General features: G+C 47.0%; 16 protein-coding genes. All 16 read right to left on the bottom strand.

Annotated features, from left to right (window positions below):
* Window positions 1-58 precede the first annotated feature (58 nt).
* Window positions 59-1,339: a two-component system activity regulator YycH gene (locus IFU39_RS30080; protein ID WP_192136352.1), complete on the bottom strand. Its 1,281-nt coding sequence runs from the start codon at window positions 1,337-1,339 to the stop codon at window positions 59-61.
* A complete protein-coding gene (gene walK, locus IFU39_RS30085) occupies window positions 1,323-3,173 on the bottom strand; it encodes a cell wall metabolism sensor histidine kinase WalK (protein ID WP_076216658.1) in 1,851 nt (616 codons plus the stop codon). Before walK ends, IFU39_RS30080 begins: the two co-directional genes overlap by 17 nt.
* Window positions 3,173-3,895: a response regulator YycF gene (yycF, locus tag IFU39_RS30090; RefSeq protein ID WP_074092884.1), complete on the bottom strand. Its 723-nt coding sequence runs from the start codon at window positions 3,893-3,895 to the stop codon at window positions 3,173-3,175. The genes walK and yycF overlap by 1 nt, the downstream gene beginning before the upstream one ends.
* Window positions 3,896-4,141: 246 nt before the next feature.
* A complete protein-coding gene (locus tag IFU39_RS30095) occupies window positions 4,142-5,674 on the bottom strand; it encodes a M23 family metallopeptidase (protein ID WP_192136353.1) in 1,533 nt (510 codons plus the stop codon).
* 485 nt (window positions 5,675-6,159) lie between these two features.
* Window positions 6,160-6,969, bottom strand: a complete 810-nt coding sequence (locus IFU39_RS30100; protein WP_244661174.1) for a class I SAM-dependent methyltransferase — start codon at window positions 6,967-6,969, stop codon at window positions 6,160-6,162.
* A gap of 286 nt (window positions 6,970-7,255) precedes the next feature.
* A complete protein-coding gene (locus tag IFU39_RS30105; RefSeq protein WP_192136354.1) occupies window positions 7,256-8,023 on the bottom strand; it encodes a hypothetical protein in 768 nt (255 codons plus the stop codon).
* 221 nt (window positions 8,024-8,244) lie between these two features.
* A complete protein-coding gene (locus IFU39_RS30110) occupies window positions 8,245-9,531 on the bottom strand; it encodes an adenylosuccinate synthase (protein ID WP_091012210.1) in 1,287 nt (428 codons plus the stop codon).
* Window positions 9,532-9,976: 445 nt separating this feature from the next.
* The gene (dnaB, locus tag IFU39_RS30115; protein ID WP_036611922.1) at window positions 9,977-11,338 is read right to left on the bottom strand and encodes a replicative DNA helicase; all 1,362 of its coding nucleotides are present in this window, start codon (window positions 11,336-11,338) and stop codon (window positions 9,977-9,979) included.
* 1 nt (window position 11,339) lies between these two features.
* Window positions 11,340-11,783, bottom strand: a complete 444-nt coding sequence (gene rplI / locus IFU39_RS30120) for a 50S ribosomal protein L9 (RefSeq protein WP_036611925.1) — start codon at window positions 11,781-11,783, stop codon at window positions 11,340-11,342.
* On the bottom strand, window positions 11,780-13,771 hold the full coding sequence (locus IFU39_RS30125) for a DHH family phosphoesterase (protein WP_036611927.1): 1,992 nt from the start codon (window positions 13,769-13,771) through the stop codon (window positions 11,780-11,782). Before IFU39_RS30125 ends, rplI begins: the two co-directional genes overlap by 4 nt.
* Before the next feature lie 11 nt (window positions 13,772-13,782).
* The gene (locus tag IFU39_RS30130; protein ID WP_091013184.1) at window positions 13,783-14,694 is read right to left on the bottom strand and encodes a DUF2232 domain-containing protein; all 912 of its coding nucleotides are present in this window, start codon (window positions 14,692-14,694) and stop codon (window positions 13,783-13,785) included.
* 5 nt (window positions 14,695-14,699) lie between these two features.
* Window positions 14,700-15,002, bottom strand: a complete 303-nt coding sequence (locus IFU39_RS30135) for a MazG-like family protein (protein WP_017691445.1) — start codon at window positions 15,000-15,002, stop codon at window positions 14,700-14,702.
* 265 nt (window positions 15,003-15,267) lie between these two features.
* Window positions 15,268-15,693 carry a CBS domain-containing protein gene (locus IFU39_RS30140; RefSeq protein ID WP_017691444.1) on the bottom strand — a complete coding sequence of 142 codons (426 nt, stop codon included), beginning with the start codon at window positions 15,691-15,693 and terminating at the stop codon, window positions 15,268-15,270.
* A 184-nt stretch (window positions 15,694-15,877) separates the two neighbouring features.
* On the bottom strand, window positions 15,878-16,909 hold the full coding sequence (locus tag IFU39_RS30145; RefSeq protein ID WP_091012208.1) for an LCP family protein: 1,032 nt from the start codon (window positions 16,907-16,909) through the stop codon (window positions 15,878-15,880).
* A gap of 472 nt (window positions 16,910-17,381) precedes the next feature.
* Window positions 17,382-18,971: an MFS transporter gene (locus IFU39_RS30155; RefSeq protein WP_192136355.1), complete on the bottom strand. Its 1,590-nt coding sequence runs from the start codon at window positions 18,969-18,971 to the stop codon at window positions 17,382-17,384.
* Between the two features lie 254 nt (window positions 18,972-19,225).
* Window positions 19,226-20,131, bottom strand: coding sequence for a D-alanyl-D-alanine carboxypeptidase family protein (locus IFU39_RS30160; protein WP_047841025.1), 906 nt, complete (start codon window positions 20,129-20,131; stop codon window positions 19,226-19,228).
* Window positions 20,132-20,351 lie beyond the last annotated feature (220 nt).

Genomic DNA, 20,351 nt, shown 5'->3' on the forward strand with positions numbered 1-20,351 from the left:
TATTCTGCACGCGTAGTGATAAAGTACAGCTACTCTTTGGTTTAAAGACTATAACCTATCAAGATACGGTAGTCTCTTCACCGTTTCCAAAACGGATCACCCATACCGGGATCAGCTTTAATCCGTCCTCAATCGAAGAAGGACGATAAGCCGGGTATACGTCCACAACCTGACGATTCTCACCTGCTACCTTTTTAATAAGAGCCTTCAGCTTGTCTCCGCCAGGCAACTTGACCGATTTCTTCGTCTCTGCACCTTCGTTCAGGTATTCCAGCGATCGTTCATAGCTGGATACCGTCTCCTGCTGCATCTCCATGCTGATCGTTCCAAAGCGGAACTGCATGGAATCCATAATCGGATAACTGCCGTAATACTGCTGGAATTCAAGCCGTGTCTTGTTTTCCACGGTCCCCAGCATCATCCGCGAACGGCCTTTCCAGCCCCCGTGCTGATTCACAAAATCAACCGCAGACAACGCATCCTTCGCAGGATCAATCTGTCCTGCTGGCGGTGCTGCCGGATCAGTATAACTGATCCAGCGCTGTTCCTGTTTTACCTGCAGACTACGTTTACTGTCCGTGTAGATCTCCGATCCATCTTTTTCCCGGATATTCCGGGTCATACTTGGATCGAAGAACAGACTGCGCTGCATCTGCTCAACCGTGAACTGACCTGTTGGTACATCCGCCTCAATCGTCTCCAACGCTTCCGCAGGGATATAATACCCGCCATCCATCAAGGTATATGGCGTCCAGTTCGTACCGAAGTCAACATGCTGCTGTATGTCTTGTACTGTCAGATCCGCCTGCGTTGCTTCGTATACCACGTCTCCCTTGGCGCTGAAGAACAGCGCATGGGCCTTCGTTTCATTTTTGGACGTATAGATCGAGATTCGGTTAATGGTCTCCCCTTGGAATAAGGAATCCGTCCCGAGCCTCATCACTCGCTGTAACAATGCTACTGGAATACCTTCTTTGAACGATAGTTCAAACCCAGGGTTCTCCTTGCGAATCTGATCCCAGTTCACCGATTGCACACTGCGGCGCTGAAAATCATCGAACGCTCGCCCCTGTAGCCGTGAATAGATCAACTGATAGAACGTATTGCCAGGGTAAAACACCGTATGTTTATCCTGACCCAGATGAATAATCATCTGATCGGGGAAGATCAATTCTTCAATATTGCGTTCCTGACCCATATTTTCCGTCTTCACATAGTTCGTCTCTGACGTCACGATGGAATCACCGCCTCCGGGCAAACGGTAGATCAGAAAATAACTCTGAACCAGACTGGCTACAACAAGGGCAGCAAGCACCAAGGATTTAATCCGTTCCTTCACGGTGCTCACCCCCTTTCTCACGCATCGGCAAAGTGAACGTTACTGTCGTTCCCACGTCTACCTCAGACTCCAGAGAGATACTGCCATCATGTGCCTTCACAATTTCCCGGGCAATGGACAGTCCTAGCCCTGTGCCTCCCATACTGCGGGAACGAGCCTTGTCCACCCGATAAAACCGCTCAAAAATGCGATCCAAATCGCGCTGTGGGATACCCATTCCGGTATCCGATACCGAGATGGCAAGTGTGTGTTCATCACTGCGTCTAGCCGCAATCGTAATAGTGCCGCCTTCCAATGTATATTTCAGCGCGTTGGACACGACATTATCGAGCACCTGATCAATCTGGTCACGATCCAGTGGAACAGCCGGAATATCATTCTCCACAGATAGTACAGGCTGAATATCCTTCTGATGCATCTGGAATGAGAAGCGATCCGTCACTTCCTCCAACATTTCCAGAATGTCAGTTGGTTGTTTCCGCAGCAAAGCCTCTTTGGAATCCAGCCGCGATAAATGTAGCAGATCCGTAACCAGTCGTATCATTCGCTCAGTCTCGTTCTGTATAACACCAACGAAACGACCGGCAAGCTGCGGATCTTCCAGTGCACCGTCATCCAGTGCTTCCGCGTAACTCTTGATCGTAGTCAGTGGGGTACGCAGTTCATGGGATACATTGGCCACGAATTCACGCCGGGATGCCTCAAGCTCTTCCTGCTCGGTAACATCCTGAAGTACGGCAATCGTTCCCGTGATCCCCCGTTCACGCCGATGAACTGGTGTGAACGTCATCCGAATAACCACGGGCTCTTCTTGTCCAGCGGGTGCAATCTGCAGCAAAGTTGAACCTGTGAAACCACTCGCGAGGGCTTCCGCATCCTCCGGATCAATGCCGAGTAATATGGCGAAGTGTCTTCCTTCAATATCCGCAGGATGCATACCCAGAATGCTGCTGGCACGACGGTTTACGAGAATGACTTTACCGTACTCATCCGTAGCCACCACACCATCACTCATATTGGTCAGAATGGAAGTCAACTTCTCCTTCTCCTCTTCATTCAGTGAAAGTGCATCCCTAAGTCGGCTGGTCATATAGTTAAAAGCCCGACTGAGTTGACCGATCTCATCCGTGCCAAATACAGGTGTCTGCTGATCAAAGTTACCTTCTGCGACCGCTGTCGCTCTCCGAGTCACTTCTTTAATCGGCTGCGTGATCGTATGAGATAGGATCACGCCAAGCACCGCCGTTAACACCAAGGCAATCAGAATGCCGGAGATGAATATTTTGTTGATTCCCTCCATCGTGGAATACAGCTCGTTCATGGATGCCGCGATGTAGACCGCGCCAATGATCTTGCCGCCGGACAGCACCGGCTTGGCGACGACTTTTTTGCGAACATTATCCTCGTCCACGATATATTCCTCATTGTCCCGAATGCCTTGCAGTGCACGGCTGACAACGGTCTGGGTGTTTTTGCGCCCCACATAGTCTGAATGTGAACTTAGCGAGGTCGTCAGTACCTTTCCGCTGGCATCCAGCACCTGAATCTCGGCACCGTTAATGTTGAACAGGTTGTTCACCAGCACACGCAGATTTTCCGTTTTGTCCTCGCCAGCCTCTGCTTCTCCGCCCGCCATCGTTTCCCCCACGAGAACCGACAGCATTTCCGCACGCGCCTGCAGGTCTTCCGTAAAGTTGCTCGTCAGTGAGTTCTTCATCGCGCTCACAAAATAAACGCCGATTAATTGCATCGCAATCAGAATCAGCAGTACATAGATAATGATCAATTTCGCCTGAATCGTTCGGAAGAACGAGAATCGCGCGAATCGGCCCATTATATCCCCACGCTTTTGGCACTGCGCACGAGATAACCGAGCCCGCGGCGTGTCAGAATCGTTTCCGGTTTGCTTGGATTCTCCTCAATCTTCTCACGCAGACGACGAATCGTAACATCCACGGTGCGTACATCACCGAAATATTCGTATCCCCACACCGCTTGCAGCAGATGTTCTCGTGTCATAACCTTGCCAGAATGCTTCGCCATATAATAGAGAAGTTCGTACTCACGATGGGTCAGATCGAGCGGTTCCCCGCCTTTGTAAGCCGTGTACATGTCCATATCAAACGCCAGATCGAATAGCCGCATGACCTGCTTTTCCTCATCTTCCGGCGCTTCAGCCGTAATCGCGAGCTTTTGCCGTCTGCGCATCTGTGCCTTCACCCGTGCAAGCAACTCACGCGTACTGAACGGCTTGGTCACGTAATCATCCGCACCCAATTCCAACCCGAGTACCTTGTCGATCTCGCCATCCTTGGCGGTAAGCATAATAATCGGCATCTCCAGATGAGCGCGCACCTCACGACATACATCCATACCATCCTTGCCCGGGAGCATCAGATCCAGCAGCATCAGATCAGGTTTCTCGGATAACGCCAGTTCAACCGCACGAATGCCATCAAATGCACAGATGACCTCGTACCCCTCTTTTTCCAAATTAAACTTCAGAATGTCTGCGATGGGCTGTTCATCGTCCACCACCAAAATCTTCCCCTGCATCGGCTAAGTTCACCCCTATATCCTGCTTAATCCGCGTTAGCGTTTATATCTCTCTTCTATGTTTAGCTTGTACCAAGCCTGCTTGATTTGTTTCTCTAGTTTGTTGTATATACTCTCTAGTTTAACATACCTGAAGCACCGTCACATCCCGATCAAGGGCTTGGAAGGTCTTTCATCTGAAAATTTTTTACAGCAGCAAAAAACAAGGCCAGCATTATAGCCAACCTTGCCTCCTTAAGCTCTATATTAGTTCAGATACGTTAACGGATTTTCTACTGTTCCATTCTTAATAATCTCAAAATGCAGATGTGTTCCGGTAGAACGACCCGTGTTGCCCATAACGCCGATACTCTCGCCTTTTTCAACCACTTGTCCAACCTTAACGCCAATGCTGTTCAGATGTCCATACAATGTTTCGTATCCGTTACGGTGGTTAATAATGATGACATTACCATAACCACTTTTCTGTCCTGCAAAAGTAATTACACCCTCATCAGACGCTTTCACATCGCGGTTACCTACCAGATCGACACCTTTGTGTTGGCGACCCCAACGTTGGCCAAAGCTGCTGCTCATCGTTGCATTGGATACCGGCCAAGCAAATTCACCTGTGCCCTCACCAACAACTTTTGTTCCGCTAAGGACCACTTCAGTTACAGCTGCTTTAATCACTTCCTGACCAAGCCACTCTTCCTGAACAACTTCACCATTTTCTTTGGTTATACGGTACTGCATGCTTTTCAATCCACTTTGTCCTGGGCGCACAACTTTTGTGATACCCGCTTTCAACTCAGCACTTTTGCGTACTTCCACTTGCGGTTTAATCTCAATCTGTTCAACAACCTGCTCAACTGATTTAACGGTTACCGCTGGTTTCGGAACGGTCAAGGTCAGTTCGTCACCGATTTGAAGCGATGTTTCCTTGATGCCCGGGTTATGCTGGCGAATCTCGCTTTGTGTAATTTCATACTTGGCAGCAATCGAAGAGATTGTATCTCCTTCATGAACCACATAAGTTACAGGCGCGTCTTTACCAACGGTTAATGCTTTAACCGCCTCGGACACATCCCATATTTTGTTTGGATCAGCCTTCACCACATCCGTCGCTACATCTTCCTTGATGACTACCGACTTCAGGGTTGTACTTGGTCCCTCGTTTTTCTTCGAGGAATTAGCCGATACCGACTTCGTCTTAAGCGAACTTCGCACAGCCGATGCCGATATGTATTTGCTCTGTACTTGTTCCAGGATTGCATCTGCTGTTGCCTGATCTTTCACAATACCAATGACTTCACCGTCTACCTTGAGCTCCACACCTTTGGCGTAGGCTGTCAGCATGTCACCCAGTTTGTCCAGCGTCTCGTCACTGTTCACTTCGGGTTTGTACGCTCTTGCCGTTTCGGTTGTGATGCCATCCGTGTTCAGCACCATTTCTGCATCCGGATATTTATTTTGATATTCCTCAGTTTTGTTTGTAAATAGTTGTTGTAATTGTGCTTCATCTGCAATGGTACCAATCTCGCTACCTTTAACCATTACTTTATAATACGGCACGGTGTTTGCAGTAACATATTGTTTGCCTGCGAACCCGAGCAATGCTGCGATGAATACACCACATGCTGCTGTAATGATCCATTTGCGCGAGGCCAGAACGCGCTTCTTATTCACACTGAAAGTGGACATGCTCATGTTGTTTTTGTCTTCGGCCGTCCGGTGTTCCCCGGATTGTTCGTGTACCCGGTCTTTGCCCGGTTGGCGTATGCCTCTGAAACCTTTCATGATTCTCTCCTTTTCAGCACTTCTCAGTTCGCATTTCTGTCAAGACATCACCCATCGTGTCTGTCCCATGCTCGTTGATAATTGTATTGGGTGTCCGCAAAATCAGGACTTTAACTGCGCTCGTAAAAGTGTCAAAATTTTAACCTTTTATCACACCCGTATACTTTAACACAGGTTTTACACTCATTTCAACTCTACACGTCACACCGCAAAGCCACGCCCCGCTTGGTTTCCCTGTATTATCCATAAGATCGTACGGCTGATCCATCACCCATTATGCCTCAACATCCGCTGTACTATGTACTTTTACTCACAATTTAAGACTAGGTTCTAAGACCCAGTGAAATATGCTTTATTTTTCATAAAAATACAAATAAAATCCCTCACCAGATCAACTCTGATAAGGGATTACGTAAACAACTTGATTGTGGTTTATCTTAGACTGGATTTCATCTCATGCCACAATAGAAATTAACTTTTATGTCCTATTCTTTGACTGCAAGAATTACAAATCGCTTCTGCTGTACTTCCCAGAATCCATTTTGCTCCATCTCCGTATAAATATCCATTAATGGCTGACGGAACCGTTCCACTTTGAAATCAGGTACTTGCCACGGGATGGTCTTTAGATAATATACCAGTGCGCCTATATCATAGAAACGTTGCGCAGGGGTTGCTTCACGTTGCTCCAGAATCCGGAATCCACACTGCTCCAGCTGAAGAACAGCACGATCCAGTTCCCATCCAGCGTAATCCGCTGGCATAGGAATGCCGAGCCGATCATTGATCTCCCTGCAATCTGACCAACCAACCTGTTGAGTCAGAAACAGTCCTCCTGCGGATAGAATCCTCCTAACTTCCTGCTCATCATACGACTCATGCCGATTAAGAATCAGATCAAATTCTCCGTCTGTGAAAGGAAGTTGCGAATCATCAGTCACCGGAAGTACCTTCACACCTAACGGCTGTAAACGTTCCTCTGCAATCGGTATATTCGGGAGATAACCTTCGGTCGCACATGTGTATGGAGGAAGTGGAAGGAGTCTGGAAAGCATTTCTCCTCCACCAGTCCCCATGTCGAGCATTCGTTCTGTCTGATTCAACAATCGGCGCGCCATCGTTCCAAAGGACCAAGGCAACATTCCACTCTGAAGTCGCTCACTCCCTGTTACATAGCTAAAATCCCAACCAATAAACGGCTGATTCGCCTCTTGCAACCCTTGCTCGAATCGATCACTCGTCGCCTCGGTGGACTTTTTTACTGACAGTTCTGAATTAGTATGATAAAAGTTCATGTTTAATAAAACCTCCAATTCGTGTATTCATAAACACAAGTCCATCGGTTCTCTTGAATGCACATATGAACGGAGGTCCACGAATTGGACTGGAGGTTTCTGCAATATTGCCTGAACGTTTTTATATGTTGTGTTCTTTACCTTTATATTTCATACACTGTTCCCTCCTACAGGCATTTTCCAGTATTTATTTAAATCGATTATATTCAATCATCCTCGACAAGTCCATTACATTATGAATCAGGCGATACGTCTATAAGTACGCCTGTCTTCCCTGCCTATCATCCTATTCCGTTTGCAGTACTTCCATCAGGTTGTCGTACTCTTCACTGGTCAGGTACTTCGAGATCACCTGTTCAATCTCACGTAATTCCTGTTCCGTTAGGCCACCTTCCATGGCACCTGAGATCTGCTGCATTTCTTTCTGTGGCAGCTTGTTCATGAGCAGGCTGAAGATTTTTTCCTTCTCCTCTGCTGGCAGCTTGTCCTTCGCTCCTGTAATGTCATCCGGTGATACAACAATGGCATCATTGCCTGAAGAAGCACCGCCGCTGGCCGCTCCGGTTCCATTGCCTGAAGCTGAACCACTACCCTGATCTGTTCCTGAGTCATTACCCATGCCCGTATCCGTCCCATTGCCTGCACTTGTGCCTGAGTTTGATCCTGCGGTCGTATCTGTACCTGAACCTTCCCCTGTGCCCTCGTTTGAGCCGCTCCCTTGGGACGCATTATTGCCCGCATCTACACCAGATTGACCGCTCTCTGTCCCATTCCCCATAACTGAAACAGCATCTTCCGGAACCTGCTCTTCGTCCGCTCCTGTCGGCTGATCTGTCGTCCCATTTCCTGATTTGTTCCCCTCGTTGGTTTTACCGCCCAAGGCACCTTGGAACATGGCGGTTAACCCCATGGGTTGACCTTCCCACTGAATATTGAAACTCGCGAGTAGCGACTTCGCATATGACTGTACAATTAATCCGGTCGTGAGCAGTGTCAGTGAACTGACCAGCAATACGGTTAGCACGATTTTGACAAACCACACAAGCAACTTCATTCCGTTCTCTCCCTCCAATTATCCCACCCGTCTAACATGCACATGTCCGGGTCTGTGACTCTACTGTTAACCAGTATTGACGGAAATCTCGGGATTATATCCGAAAAACATACAAAAAACCTCCAGTCATCGCTATAAAAGCAACAACTGGAGGCTCTACTGCCCGAATCGGCAAAGTATTCTATTTTATAATTCAAGAAACAATCTCTCTATTTCTTCGATTACTCGTAGATTGGAAGAACTTGATTTGTTTGCTCACGGTTACGACCAACGGAGAAGATGGCAATTGGAATGCCTGTCAGTTCGGAAACACGTTTTACATAATTCTGTGTGTTCACTGGCAGGTCTTCGAGTTTCTTCGCTCCAGTGATATCTTCGCTCCAGCCTGGCATCTCTTCGTATACCGCTTCACATTCTGCCAGCATTTTAAGGCTTGCCGGATAGTGTGTGATGACCTCGCCGCGGAATTTGTATCCTGTGCAGATTTTTACGGTCTCAAGACCTGTCATTACGTCCAGAGAGTTCAGGGACAGACCTGTGATTCCACTGACACGACGCGCGTGGCGAACAACAACACTATCAAACCAACCTACACGACGTGGACGTCCAGTTACCGTACCGTACTCATGTCCAGTCTCACGGATTTGGTCACCGATTGCATCATGCAATTCCGTAGGGAATGGGCCATCTCCTACACGGGTTGTGTAAGCTTTCGCTACCCCAATGACTTGCTGAATACGAGCCGGGCCTACGCCAGAACCGATACATACGCCACCTGCGGACGGATTGGATGATGTAACAAATGGATAAGTTCCTTGATCAAGGTCCAACATAACGCCTTGTGCGCCTTCAAACAATACTTTTTTGTCCTCATCAATATATTCGTTCAGAACAACGGATGTATCACGTACGTAAGGACGAAGAATTTCGGCATATCCGAGGTAATCTTGCAGAATCTCCTCAACATCAACAGGCTGGCCGCCGTAGACTTGCTCGATGACACGGTTCTTTTCTTTGACCAGATGACGCAGTTTCAGTTCGAAATCTTCAGCATCCATCAGGTCAACCATCCGAATACCAATACGAGCTGATTTATCCATGTAACATGGGCCAATTCCTTTGCCAGTCGTACCAATTTTGTTCGGACCTTTGCTCTCTTCTTCCAGTGCATCCAATACCATGTGATATGGCAGGATGATATGTGCACGCTCACTGATGGACAGGTTCTTCGTTGTGAAATCATTGTCATGAATATAGTTAATTTCTTCGATGAGTGCCTTCGGGTTGATAACCATTCCGTTACCAATAACACACGCTTTATCCGTGTAGAAAATCCCTGATGGAATCATCGTCAGTTTATATTTTTTGTTATCAATCAGAATTGTATGACCCGCATTGTTACCACCTTGGTAACGAGCCACCACATCAGCGCTCTCCGCCAAATAATCCGTGATTTTACCTTTTCCTTCGTCTCCCCATTGCGTTCCCACTACAACTACCGTTGACATAGTTAACATTCCTCCGTGGGTGCCTTGCGCACCTTTGTATTGGTCTGTCCGTCCTCTATCCCGGCAGGCATGTTACGCAATAAACCGACTGAGAAGCGTGCTAACGGACAGTAAAAATGTCCTTCCGTTACATTCAAGGGAAGGTTTGCGCTGCTTTAACGCAGCAGTATTAGTGTACCAGTACCCTTTTTCAAAGTCAAATCAAATGGCGAACAATTAGATATAGTACAACCGTAATGTTCGGAATTTACCCATTATTTCAACACAAAAAACCGGAGACTTCAGTCCAAGCTTGCTTGACTGCTATCACCGGTTCAAGGATACCCATTTCAATGTCAATCTATATCTGGTATTTATAACACATGTTTGAGTTCAGTTGCTCTAATGGTTGATCTTCGGGACAGACGATTTTGGCTTCTTGATCGAAGCCGTCAGCACCTGCCCATTACATCGCGAAGGCATCATTGTGTGCCCTCTCGTAATTGACGAATTTATTAAAGTTTTTCAGGAAGACCAGTTCTACCGTACCTACCGGACCGTTACGCTGTTTAGCGATAATGATCTCAATAATATTTTTCTTCTCGGTCTCCTGGTTATAGTAGTCATCCCGGTACAGGAACGCTACGATGTCGGCATCTTGCTCGATCGAACCCGATTCCCGCAAGTCACTCATCATCGGACGTTTGTCCTGACGTTGCTCTACACCCCGGCTCAGCTGGGACAAGGCAATAACCGGAACTTCCAGTTCCCGGCCAATCTGTTTCAGTGTACGTGAGATCTCGGATACCTCTTGTTGACGGTTCTCCCCTGCTTTACCACGTCCACTAATCAGTTGAAGATAGTCGATCAGGATCATGCCAAGGCCTTTCTCTTTCTTCAGACGACGGCATTTGGCACGAATATCCGCTACGGTAATCCCTGGCGTATCATCTATGAAGATGTTGGCTTCTGACAAAGCTGCAATACCCATCGTCAGCTTCTGCCAATCTTCATCGCCCTTGAAGTCACCCATACGCATCACGCTGGCATCCAGATTGGCTTCCGCACAGATCATACGTTGCACCAGCTGGGCGGCTGACATCTCCAGACTGAAGATGGCTACCGTCTCCTGTGCCCGAATGGCCACGTTCTGAGCGATATTCAGGGCAAAGGCCGTCTTACCTACGGAAGGACGGGCCGCTACAATGATTAAGTCACTGCGCTGGAATCCGGCAGTCATTTTGTCCAAATCGATGAACCCGGACGGAATACCTGTCGTTGTACCCTTATTCTGATGAAGTGTTTCCACACGATCGAATACTTCCATCAGTACGTCCTGAATGGCTATAAAACCACTACTGGAGCGACGGTTGGAGATCTCCAGAATGCGACGTTCAGCTTCTCCAAGCATCGCTGCAACATCTTCGCCACCTGTATATCCTTCGCTCACGATCTGTGTTGCCGTACGAATCAGGCGACGCAGCATCGATTTCTCTTCGATAATCTGAGCATAATAGTCTACGTTTGCGGCTGTAGGTACACCATGGGCTAGCTTAGCCAGATAACTAACGCCCCCGATGTCCTCCAACTCACCTTTATCCTTCAGAAGCGAAGTCAGTGTCACGAGGTCAATCGGTTGATTTCCCTCACCAAGCTGGATCATCGCTTCAAAGATTAATTGATGGGGTTTATCATAGAAATCCTCGGTTTGCACCCGTTCCATCGCTGTAATCAGGGCCTCGCCCTGCAACAGGATTGCACCCAGCACGGCCTGTTCGGCTTCCAGGTTCTGCGGGGGAATCCGGTCGAATAACATTTCTCCGCCCATCTTACTCTTCCGTTACCTGTACCTTCAAGGTTGCCTTCACTTCAGGGTGAACCTTGACAGTTACTTGTGTTACGCCGAGTGTACGAATAGGCTCGTCCAGCTCAATTTTACGTTTGTCTACTTTCAGACCTTTTTTAGACAAAGCTTCTGCGATCTGTTTGCTGGTAATGGCGCCGAACAGACGACCGCCTTCGCCGGACTTCGCTTTCAGTTCAGTCACTTCTGCTTCCAGCTTTTTCGCAAGTGCTTCCGCTTCCGCTTTCTCTTCCTGTTTGAGTCTTTCTTCAGCCGCCTTCTGGTTGTCCAGTGTCTTCATGTTGCCGTCTGTTGCCAGACGTGCGATTCCCCGTGGCAATAGGAAGTTCTGTGCGTAACCCTCAGATACTTCTTTCACTTGCCCTTTCTTGCCTTGACCCTTCATATCTTTTATAAAAATGACTTTCATTCGAACAGCCCCTCTTCCTTTTCGATTTCAGCCAGTACGTTCGTCAGCCGTTTTTCTGCCTCTCCAAGCGTTCCTTCAAGCTGCACGGCAGCATTTGTCAAATGCCCGCCACCGCCCAGTCGTTCCATGACAACCTGAACATTCATGCGCCCCAGCGATCTCGCGCTGATGCCAATCAGTCCATCCGGACGCTCACTAATTACAAATGAAGCGACCACGTCAGTCATGTTCAGCAATGTGTCCGCCACCTGGGCGATCATCATCTGTGAAATCTTGCTGCCAGGGTCTGTGACCGCCAGCGCAATGTTTCCATATACCATTTTAGCATGCTTTATGATTTCTGCCTTAGCAATATATTCTGACAGATCCTCTTTCATCAACCGCTGGATCATAATGGTGTCTGCACCGCTACGGCGCAAGAAGCCTGCCGCTTCAAACGTTCTGGACCCCGTGTGCAGTGCAAAATGCTTCGTATCTACCGTAATCCCGGCAAGTAGAGCCGTAGCTTCCAGAGGAGTGAATTGTACCTTGTCATGAATGTATTGCAAGAGTTCGGTTACCAGTTCGGCAGCAGAAGACGCATAAGGTTCCAGATAGATCAACACTGCGTCATTGATGAACTCTTCACCCCTGCGATGGTGATCCACAACTACGACACGGGTAGCAGACTGTACCAGTTTCGGTTCCATGGTCATGGAGGCCTTATGCGTATCCACCACCACCAGCAACGTGTGCTCGGTCATCATCTGGGTTGCCTGTTCCGGTGATACAAATGCCTTGGACAACTTCTCGTCCTTGTTTACTTGCTCCATCATGCGTTCAATCGATGGATTAATTCCATCCAGAACAATCCGTGCTTCCACATTGTACAGACTGGCCGCTTTCCACACTCCGATGGATGCGCCGATCGCGTCCATATCCGGAATTTTGTGCCCCATGATGAGCACCCGATCGCTCTCCTGCATCAGATCACGCAGCGCGTGCGCAATAACGCGGGCTCTTACCCGTGTCCGTTTCTCCACTGCGTTAGACTTACCGCCGTAGAAGGACAGGCGTTGTCCGGACTTCACAGCAGCCTGATCACCACCACGTCCAAGTGCCATGTCCAGACTGGACTGTGCCAGTTCTCCCATCTCGCTGATGCTATCCGATCCAAACGCCAGTCCGACACTGAGTGTCATTGGCACTTTGAGGTCAGCAGTCATCTCCCGAACCTCATCCAAAATGACAAATCGGCTCTGCTCCAGTTCCTGCAAAGACTTATGATTCAGCATCAACAGATAACGATCAGAAGACAAACGGCGCAGGTACACTTCATACCGCTTGGCCCATGACGTAATTTCGCTAGTCACACGGGCAATCAGCGCTGTACGTTGCTGATCGTCCATACCTTGGGCAGCCTCGTCCAGATTATCCAGAACAAGAATCCCCAAGGCAAGGCGTTCATTTTCATATTTATCACGAAGAATGGCTAACTCCGTAATCTCGTATACATATACATACCGCTCCTGCGGGTTATGAATAACTCCATAATGCCGATCATCCAACTGGAATTCGTCATGGAACTCCTTGGATGAATGTTCCTTCGTCCCATCCTTCTTCTCTTTAGGCTGAGGAAGTTTGGGAAACAAATTAAGTAGCGGATTACCCACCATTGTCTTCTCCTGGAACATCTCCGCGACAAAGCGGTTATGCCACTCTACCGTACGATCTTCGCTGTACAGCACAATTCCGAATGGAAGCATGCTGACCGCTTCCCCCTCCATCCGTTTGATCCGAATAGATAGGCCATTAATGTAGTCGTTAAGCTCACGGCGGAACGCGAGCTCCGCCTTAATCATGACGATTCCCAGCGCCGAAGCCAGTATCAGACTAATCAAACCAAGCGTCCAGTTATAAATGGTAACGAACATAACGAGCAACAGCAGCAGTATGAACGCCCATACGGTATAGTAGCCGTGCCAGCGTTTCTTCAGAAATTTAGGCATGACTCATCACCCTATCGTTTTGATTTCGATATTGCCTCACGAAGCGGGAACGCCAGATCGATAATTCCGATAATCCGAAGCGGACCAATGAAGAAGACCGCAGCCGCCAGGAAATATGGTATAACCGGATTCCATTTCTTTGTATGTGAGAGAAAGAAGAAGAAACCGATCGCTTGAATCATGAAGCCCAGATTAATTAACGGGGACAGGTTCATGGCAATCATGGTCCAGTATGTTCCATCACTTTGTCTGGAGATCACTTCGATCAACAATGCGAGGAAATAATACCAGATCAACGCACGCGGCATACGCCATTCTCTCGCTGGTGGAAGTTTCGATACCACCACACCCATCACGTTCAGAATCGGACGAGCAATGGCGTGCGTAATAAAGGCCATTACCATCGACGTGACAACGAGAGCAAACGGAATCATAAGCTGTGTTTGTTTGGCAACATCCTCGGTCATCTCAGGTGTCCATGCAAAACCGTTAATCATCTGATTCGATGTATTGGTTAACGGTTCAATGGTCAATTTGACCACATCTTCAATATAACTGGACAGGTCGAATTGGAAAATGACACTGCCGACCAAGAGCAACAACAAGTATTCTGCCAACATCATGCCACTTCCCGCCATCAGCGCGAACAGGGCTGATTTGCGTGTTTTATACGCGTGACCCATAACGATCGCAGGCAGGGTAAAGACGAGCAATAGTAACAGATAGATGGGGTGGAATACGACTAAAATAACGGCTACGGGCACGAGATGCCATATAAATGATTTTAAAGATAATGAAGCATACAAAATAACTCCCGGAATCATCATAAAAAATATGGCAAGTACCGATAAAGGAGTTAACAGCGAAAGTAGCAAGAGCAGATAGACTGCGCTCCAAACAGCTGATTTAAAGCTAAATTTCAACAAATTCACCTCTTACGCATATGATCTTCTAGCGCGGAAATATCTTGGTACCAGTCTTCAAGCTGGTGACCTTCCTGTTTATGCTTTTTCAACTTCTCAACTAGCAGTGCATCCAGATCCTTGAAAGGAATACCGAGCCTGCGGCCCAATATGTAACTACTCATAATCAAACTGGCAAGACTGTCCCCGATTCGAGTTGTACTGCCTTCCCATAACGCCTTGAATAATCGGGATACCTGATCAAGCACTTCGGTTTTCAGCCATTCAATCACTTTAGCGCGTTTGGCTACATCCAGTTCTTTAGGCATATTGGCGAAAGTCACTCTCCCCCGAAAAAGCTTTATTCTCGATTATAGCATAAAAAGAGGGCCCGCAAAATTACCCCAAAAAACGGAGAAGTTCTCCGAAACTGATGTCAGGTACTTATGCGGAGTCCTCCGTACATCCTATCGACCTATATATTTGTAAAAAACTTCGAATGCGCCCTTGGTTCAGGACTTCTTAAGTTTAACATGATACCGGACGGCTGTGATTATCCATCATGACACAATAATATTTAAATTCGGTACAGCCTTACTTAGCCTTGATCGATTCTTTGGCTACAATGCCCTCGCAGTACTCAATTATCTGACTCCGTCTGACAATACCAATGAACCGATCCATATCATCGACCACAGGAACAAAGTTCTGAACTTTAGCCAGATTAATCAGGTCCTCCATGTTGGCATTAATGGATACGGGTTTAATATCCAAGCGAAGTGGAACGTCCTTGAGCAAGAACTTTGAAGCGTTTTCAAATGAAATTTTTCCCTCGGCATTCTTCATATACCACAGTAAGTCGCCTTCGGTAACCGTACCAATATATTTGCCCTCTTTATTCAAAATGGGTACCGCCGTAAAACGATGATATTCCATCCGTTCCAACGTTTGCCGCAGCGTAGAATCCGACGTCACGCACGTAACCTCTTGTTTGGGTAGCAAAAAAAATGCGATGTTCATACCCTTGTGTATCCTCCTTGTGAATTTCTTCGTTCAACTTATCTCGCTCAACTTATATTATACGGATCAGAACGCAGGATGTTCCAAAAGGATAATAGTTCTCAATACAAAGAAAAAAAACAGCAGCCCGCGAATAAACGTACTGCTGATTGTGGTCTACAACACATCATTGGTATGGAATTGGTTATTCAATCTTTTGCCGGTCAGGGATCATTACTTCACCGGCTGGGGTCGATTGATCCATCCAGTTGTTAATCAGCTCTTTGGCATATTGGACATCTTTCTCGTCAGCCTGACCATAATAGATACCGTCTTTTTTCATTCCCTCACCCAGGATGGTGAAGCTTGAAATCTGCGGTTTCTCCTGAGTAAGCACTTGTTTGGCCAGATCAATAATGAAAGATGCTCGCATATCCGTCTGGAAACTGTCACCCATGATCTGAATCAATTCCGGAATTTTGGCGATTTGATTCAAATTCAGCATCTCATTCGCCATCGCGTTCAGGAAAATCTGCTGCCGCTTGGTACGATTAAAATCGCTATCCTCACGGTATCTTACATAATACAGTGCTTCCTGCCCGTCATAGATCGGCTTACCACCTTCAATCGTGAATTGCACATGATCCGGATTCTTGTTCACAATGTCCTCATCAATTGGCAGTTTTACACCACCAAGTGCATCAACCACTTTTTTGATTCCGTCGAAGTTGATCGTTGCATAATAACCCACATCAGCATCAAGAAATTTCTCCACGGTATTGATGGACATATTCTCCCCACCAAAAGCATAGGCATGCGCCAGCTTATCATAATCATCTTCGCCGTCCTTGTTGGCATCCCGTCCTACAATCTGCACATACGTATCACGTGGAATGGATACCAGAAGCACACGGGATTCCTTGGGACGTACTACAGCATAGATGACGGTATCGGAACGTCCACGCGTTTTCTCATAGGCGCGTTTGTCCGAACCGAGCAGTAATACGGAGAAAGGTTCCTTACGGTATACCGTTGGATCAGGCGTGTTGTTGCCTTCTTGCGGTACATAAGAACGGGATAACTGATCTTCTACCGAACCGGCGAGAAACAGATCAAATGCTGCTACAGCCAGCTGCTGACGGAACAAATAACCTCCGATTAACAAAACAACAAGTGAAACGAGCGTTATATATAGGCCTTTTCTTCTTTTCTTCTTATCTTTAGTTCTGCTTTTCATCCATTGATTCCTTCTTCACTATCAAAATGATACTGCCTGATATATAAGTTTCATCTAATATTTACACTAAAAACGGAGAGGTCAGAAAAAACCTGAAGAAGCGTAGCTAAAAGCTTTCTGAAAGAAAGCTGCATCGAAAGCATACGCTTCGCCTTTATCACCGGATTTTTACCTTTGGAATAAAGAAATCAAAAAATCTGGGGATAACAGCGATCCGAAGGTTATTCTGAACTCGCAGTGATGAAGTGTAACGATTCGTTCAACTTATATAATACCAATTAAACGTCTGGGATGTCTTGTGACTCGGTGTTCACTGAAGTTTTCTCTCTCTTGAATCAAGACACCGCTTACGCTCGTTCTATTGTAATCATTGCGAGAGCAAGAAAAGTTACAATCCGGTTAAATTGAAAAGAACAGCGACTCCTTTTTAGCTACAAAAGGTGCACTGTTCTCTTCATTTTCACATGCGATCCTATCCGTTCGTGGATATACTTTCCACGTGTTGGCTCTTCTCTTTTTGACGCAGACGTCCCGTTATAAGCGCAGCTACCAGCGTAAGCACACTGAATACCACCGCAGACCAGAAAAGGCCATTATAACCCTGCCCTGTCGTTTGATGCACTGCCTGGAGCAACACATCACGGATACCTGCATCAGGAATCTGGGACAGGCCCTCTGTCAGACTGGATACATCACTCCCTGCTGCTCCACCCGAGGCATATTGCTCCAGCATTTCAGGCGGCACCTGAATTCCTTTGTCAGCGAATCCTGCCTGAATGTTGGACCCCAGATTAATGAAAGAACGTGCCAGGAATCCAGCGAAAATCGTAGGTGCAATAGCCATCGCCATCTGGCGGAATAACGAACTGGTCGCTACCGCGATGCCTTTGTTGTTCTCCCCCGCCTGTTCCGTGACAAGTACGTTAACTGGCGCACCAAGCATCATGCCGAAACCGATACCTACGAGTGTACTCGCGATGACAAATTGCCAGATATGCTCCACCCATAGCGGGAACAACAGGAATCCAATGGCAGATAACAGCCCCGCAACCGATAACGTCCAGATCGGCCCTTTGCGGTCAACGAGGTATCCACCTCCACCTGCCCCGATGCCGGATGCCAGCGCGAGTGGAGTAAACCAGTACCCGGAAGCTGTATTGGATACGCCGAGATATTGCTCAACAAATCCGGGAATAAAGATCACTGAGGCCAGAATGGCTCCCGAGAAAAAGGCAATTAGCAACGTCCAGCGAAAGGACGCAATGCCCAGAAGCTGTGTCGATACAACAGGTTCACGTTCAGATCCTTCCAGCCTTTTTTCCATGAAGTAAAAGAGCACCAGAATGATCACACCTGCCAAGAAAAAGCCGTAGAACATCGGTGATCCCAGGCTTTGAAGCATGTTCACACCGTCCAGATTGCTGAAGCTATACATTAAACTGAGTACACCCAACGTTAGGACAGCAATGCCGCTCCAGTCCACTGCTGCACGATTCAGTTCCTGCTCTTCCTGAATAAATCGAATACCTGCTATGAATAGCAGAATGGCGATAGGCACGTTAATCAGGAATAACCAATGCCAGTTGCCAGTCAGATCCAGTATAAAAGCACCGACATTGGGTCCCAAAATAGCGGCAACACCATTCATCCCTCCCAGCAGACCCAAGGCTGTACCTTGTCGCTCCGCCGGGAACTTGCTTAATACGTATGAGCTGGCAATGATAAAAATCCCACCACCGCCCAAAGCTTGAATGACACGAGCAATCAGGAAAAAGGTAAACGATGTGCTCAGCGCAACGAGCAGGGACCCGATCCCAAACAACGCCACTTCAATCAAAAATAGTTTCTTGCGACCATAACGGTCCGAAAGTTTGCCCGCAATAGGTACACTCACCGCAAGCCCAAGCGTGTAAAGCGTAATCGTCCATGCTCCCCATGTTGGCGACACACCAAATGATGCATTTAAGGTGGTCAGTGAAGAGGTGATGATCCCGTTATCCAGCGCAGCCATAAATACCCCTATGGCAAACAAGACTAGCGGCCATTTAATTTGTTTTTGCATCACATGTTACCTCCCGATCAGATCGTAAATTCAGTATCGTACAATTGGTGGTTTGGTACATATATATTAAACCGAGTTGAATAATAATGACTCACTGGTCATTTTAAAACAAAAGAAAACCATATGTCAATTTAATAATATGGTTATATGGATCAATTTACCTCCGATTCGATAAAATAGAGCTACCACATGTTCAGTCGAACCTGCGGACAGCCCTCATATCTTATCTAACGTACTAACGCTTGCGTAATGCTTCAATAATCTGGTCTGACTCGGTTTCCCGAAAACCCATAGTTGAACAACTTCCGAGTCTCCACAAAACGCCCTTCACGAGTATCTGTTCCAAATACAACTGATATCAGTCTTTTGCCATCACGTTCAGCTGTCCCCACAAAATGATATCCGGAATCTTCATCATACCCGGTCTTTAATCCGTCATTCCCATCGTAAGCATACGGCCCACCAATAGAGGACAACATCCAGTTCGTGTTACTCATGTACATCCCTTTTTGATGCATTGATACTTGCATTTGACTGGATATTCTTAAAATCTCGGGATGGTTATTCAGCAAATATCGCGCAAGCTTGCATGCATCTATAGCCGTCATTAAGGTCTGCCCTTGTATATCCATCGGACGGTTAGGACCAAGCAGCTTTTCACTGAGGCCCGTTGAATTCGTGAATTGTGTATCCTCCGACAGCCCAATCTGAATTGCTTTCTGATTCATCTGTTGCACAAACTTCTGCTCTGTACCACTGATGTGTTCAGCCAGAGCAACAGTTGCATCATTGGCTGAATAGACAGCTACGATCTCGAACAACTCCTGAACGGTGAACTGCTCTCCCTGTTTCAGGGTCAGTTGACTGCCCCCCACGGAGCTGGCATACAGACTCACATTAACAAGATCATTCCACCCTATATCCCCATTGATCACGGCCTCCATCACTAACAGTTCTGTCATCAACTTACTGACGCCTGCCGGAGCAATCTCTTCGGAGCCGTTAAAATCCATTAAGATCTGTTCAGAGTTCATATCCATTAATACCGCAGATTCAGCTTTAATTCCCGGTTTGCCTACCAGCATGTCCGGTTTCACACCTAAATATATAATAAGCAAGAGAGCTAGCAGCATACCTGCCCGTTTCCACCATTTTTTCATAAGATGATCACCTCTTACCTATATAGACGAAGTAAAGAGGCATTTTGTCTGCACTTTTTTGAAAAAAAGTTAAATTTTTTTTATTTTTTGGTTACAAAAAAAACATGAACCCCACACACCCATGCCAGAGTGTACAGAATCCATGTTTTAAAGACACTTTTTATTCATTTTCCCAGGAGAATTCTTCATTAATAATCTAGCAACCGGCTTCTTAAAGGAC

It is taken from the genome of Paenibacillus sp. CFBP 13594 (assembly GCF_014842675.1).
Taxonomy (GTDB): Bacteria; Bacillota; Bacilli; order Paenibacillales; family Paenibacillaceae; genus Paenibacillus; species Paenibacillus amylolyticus_B.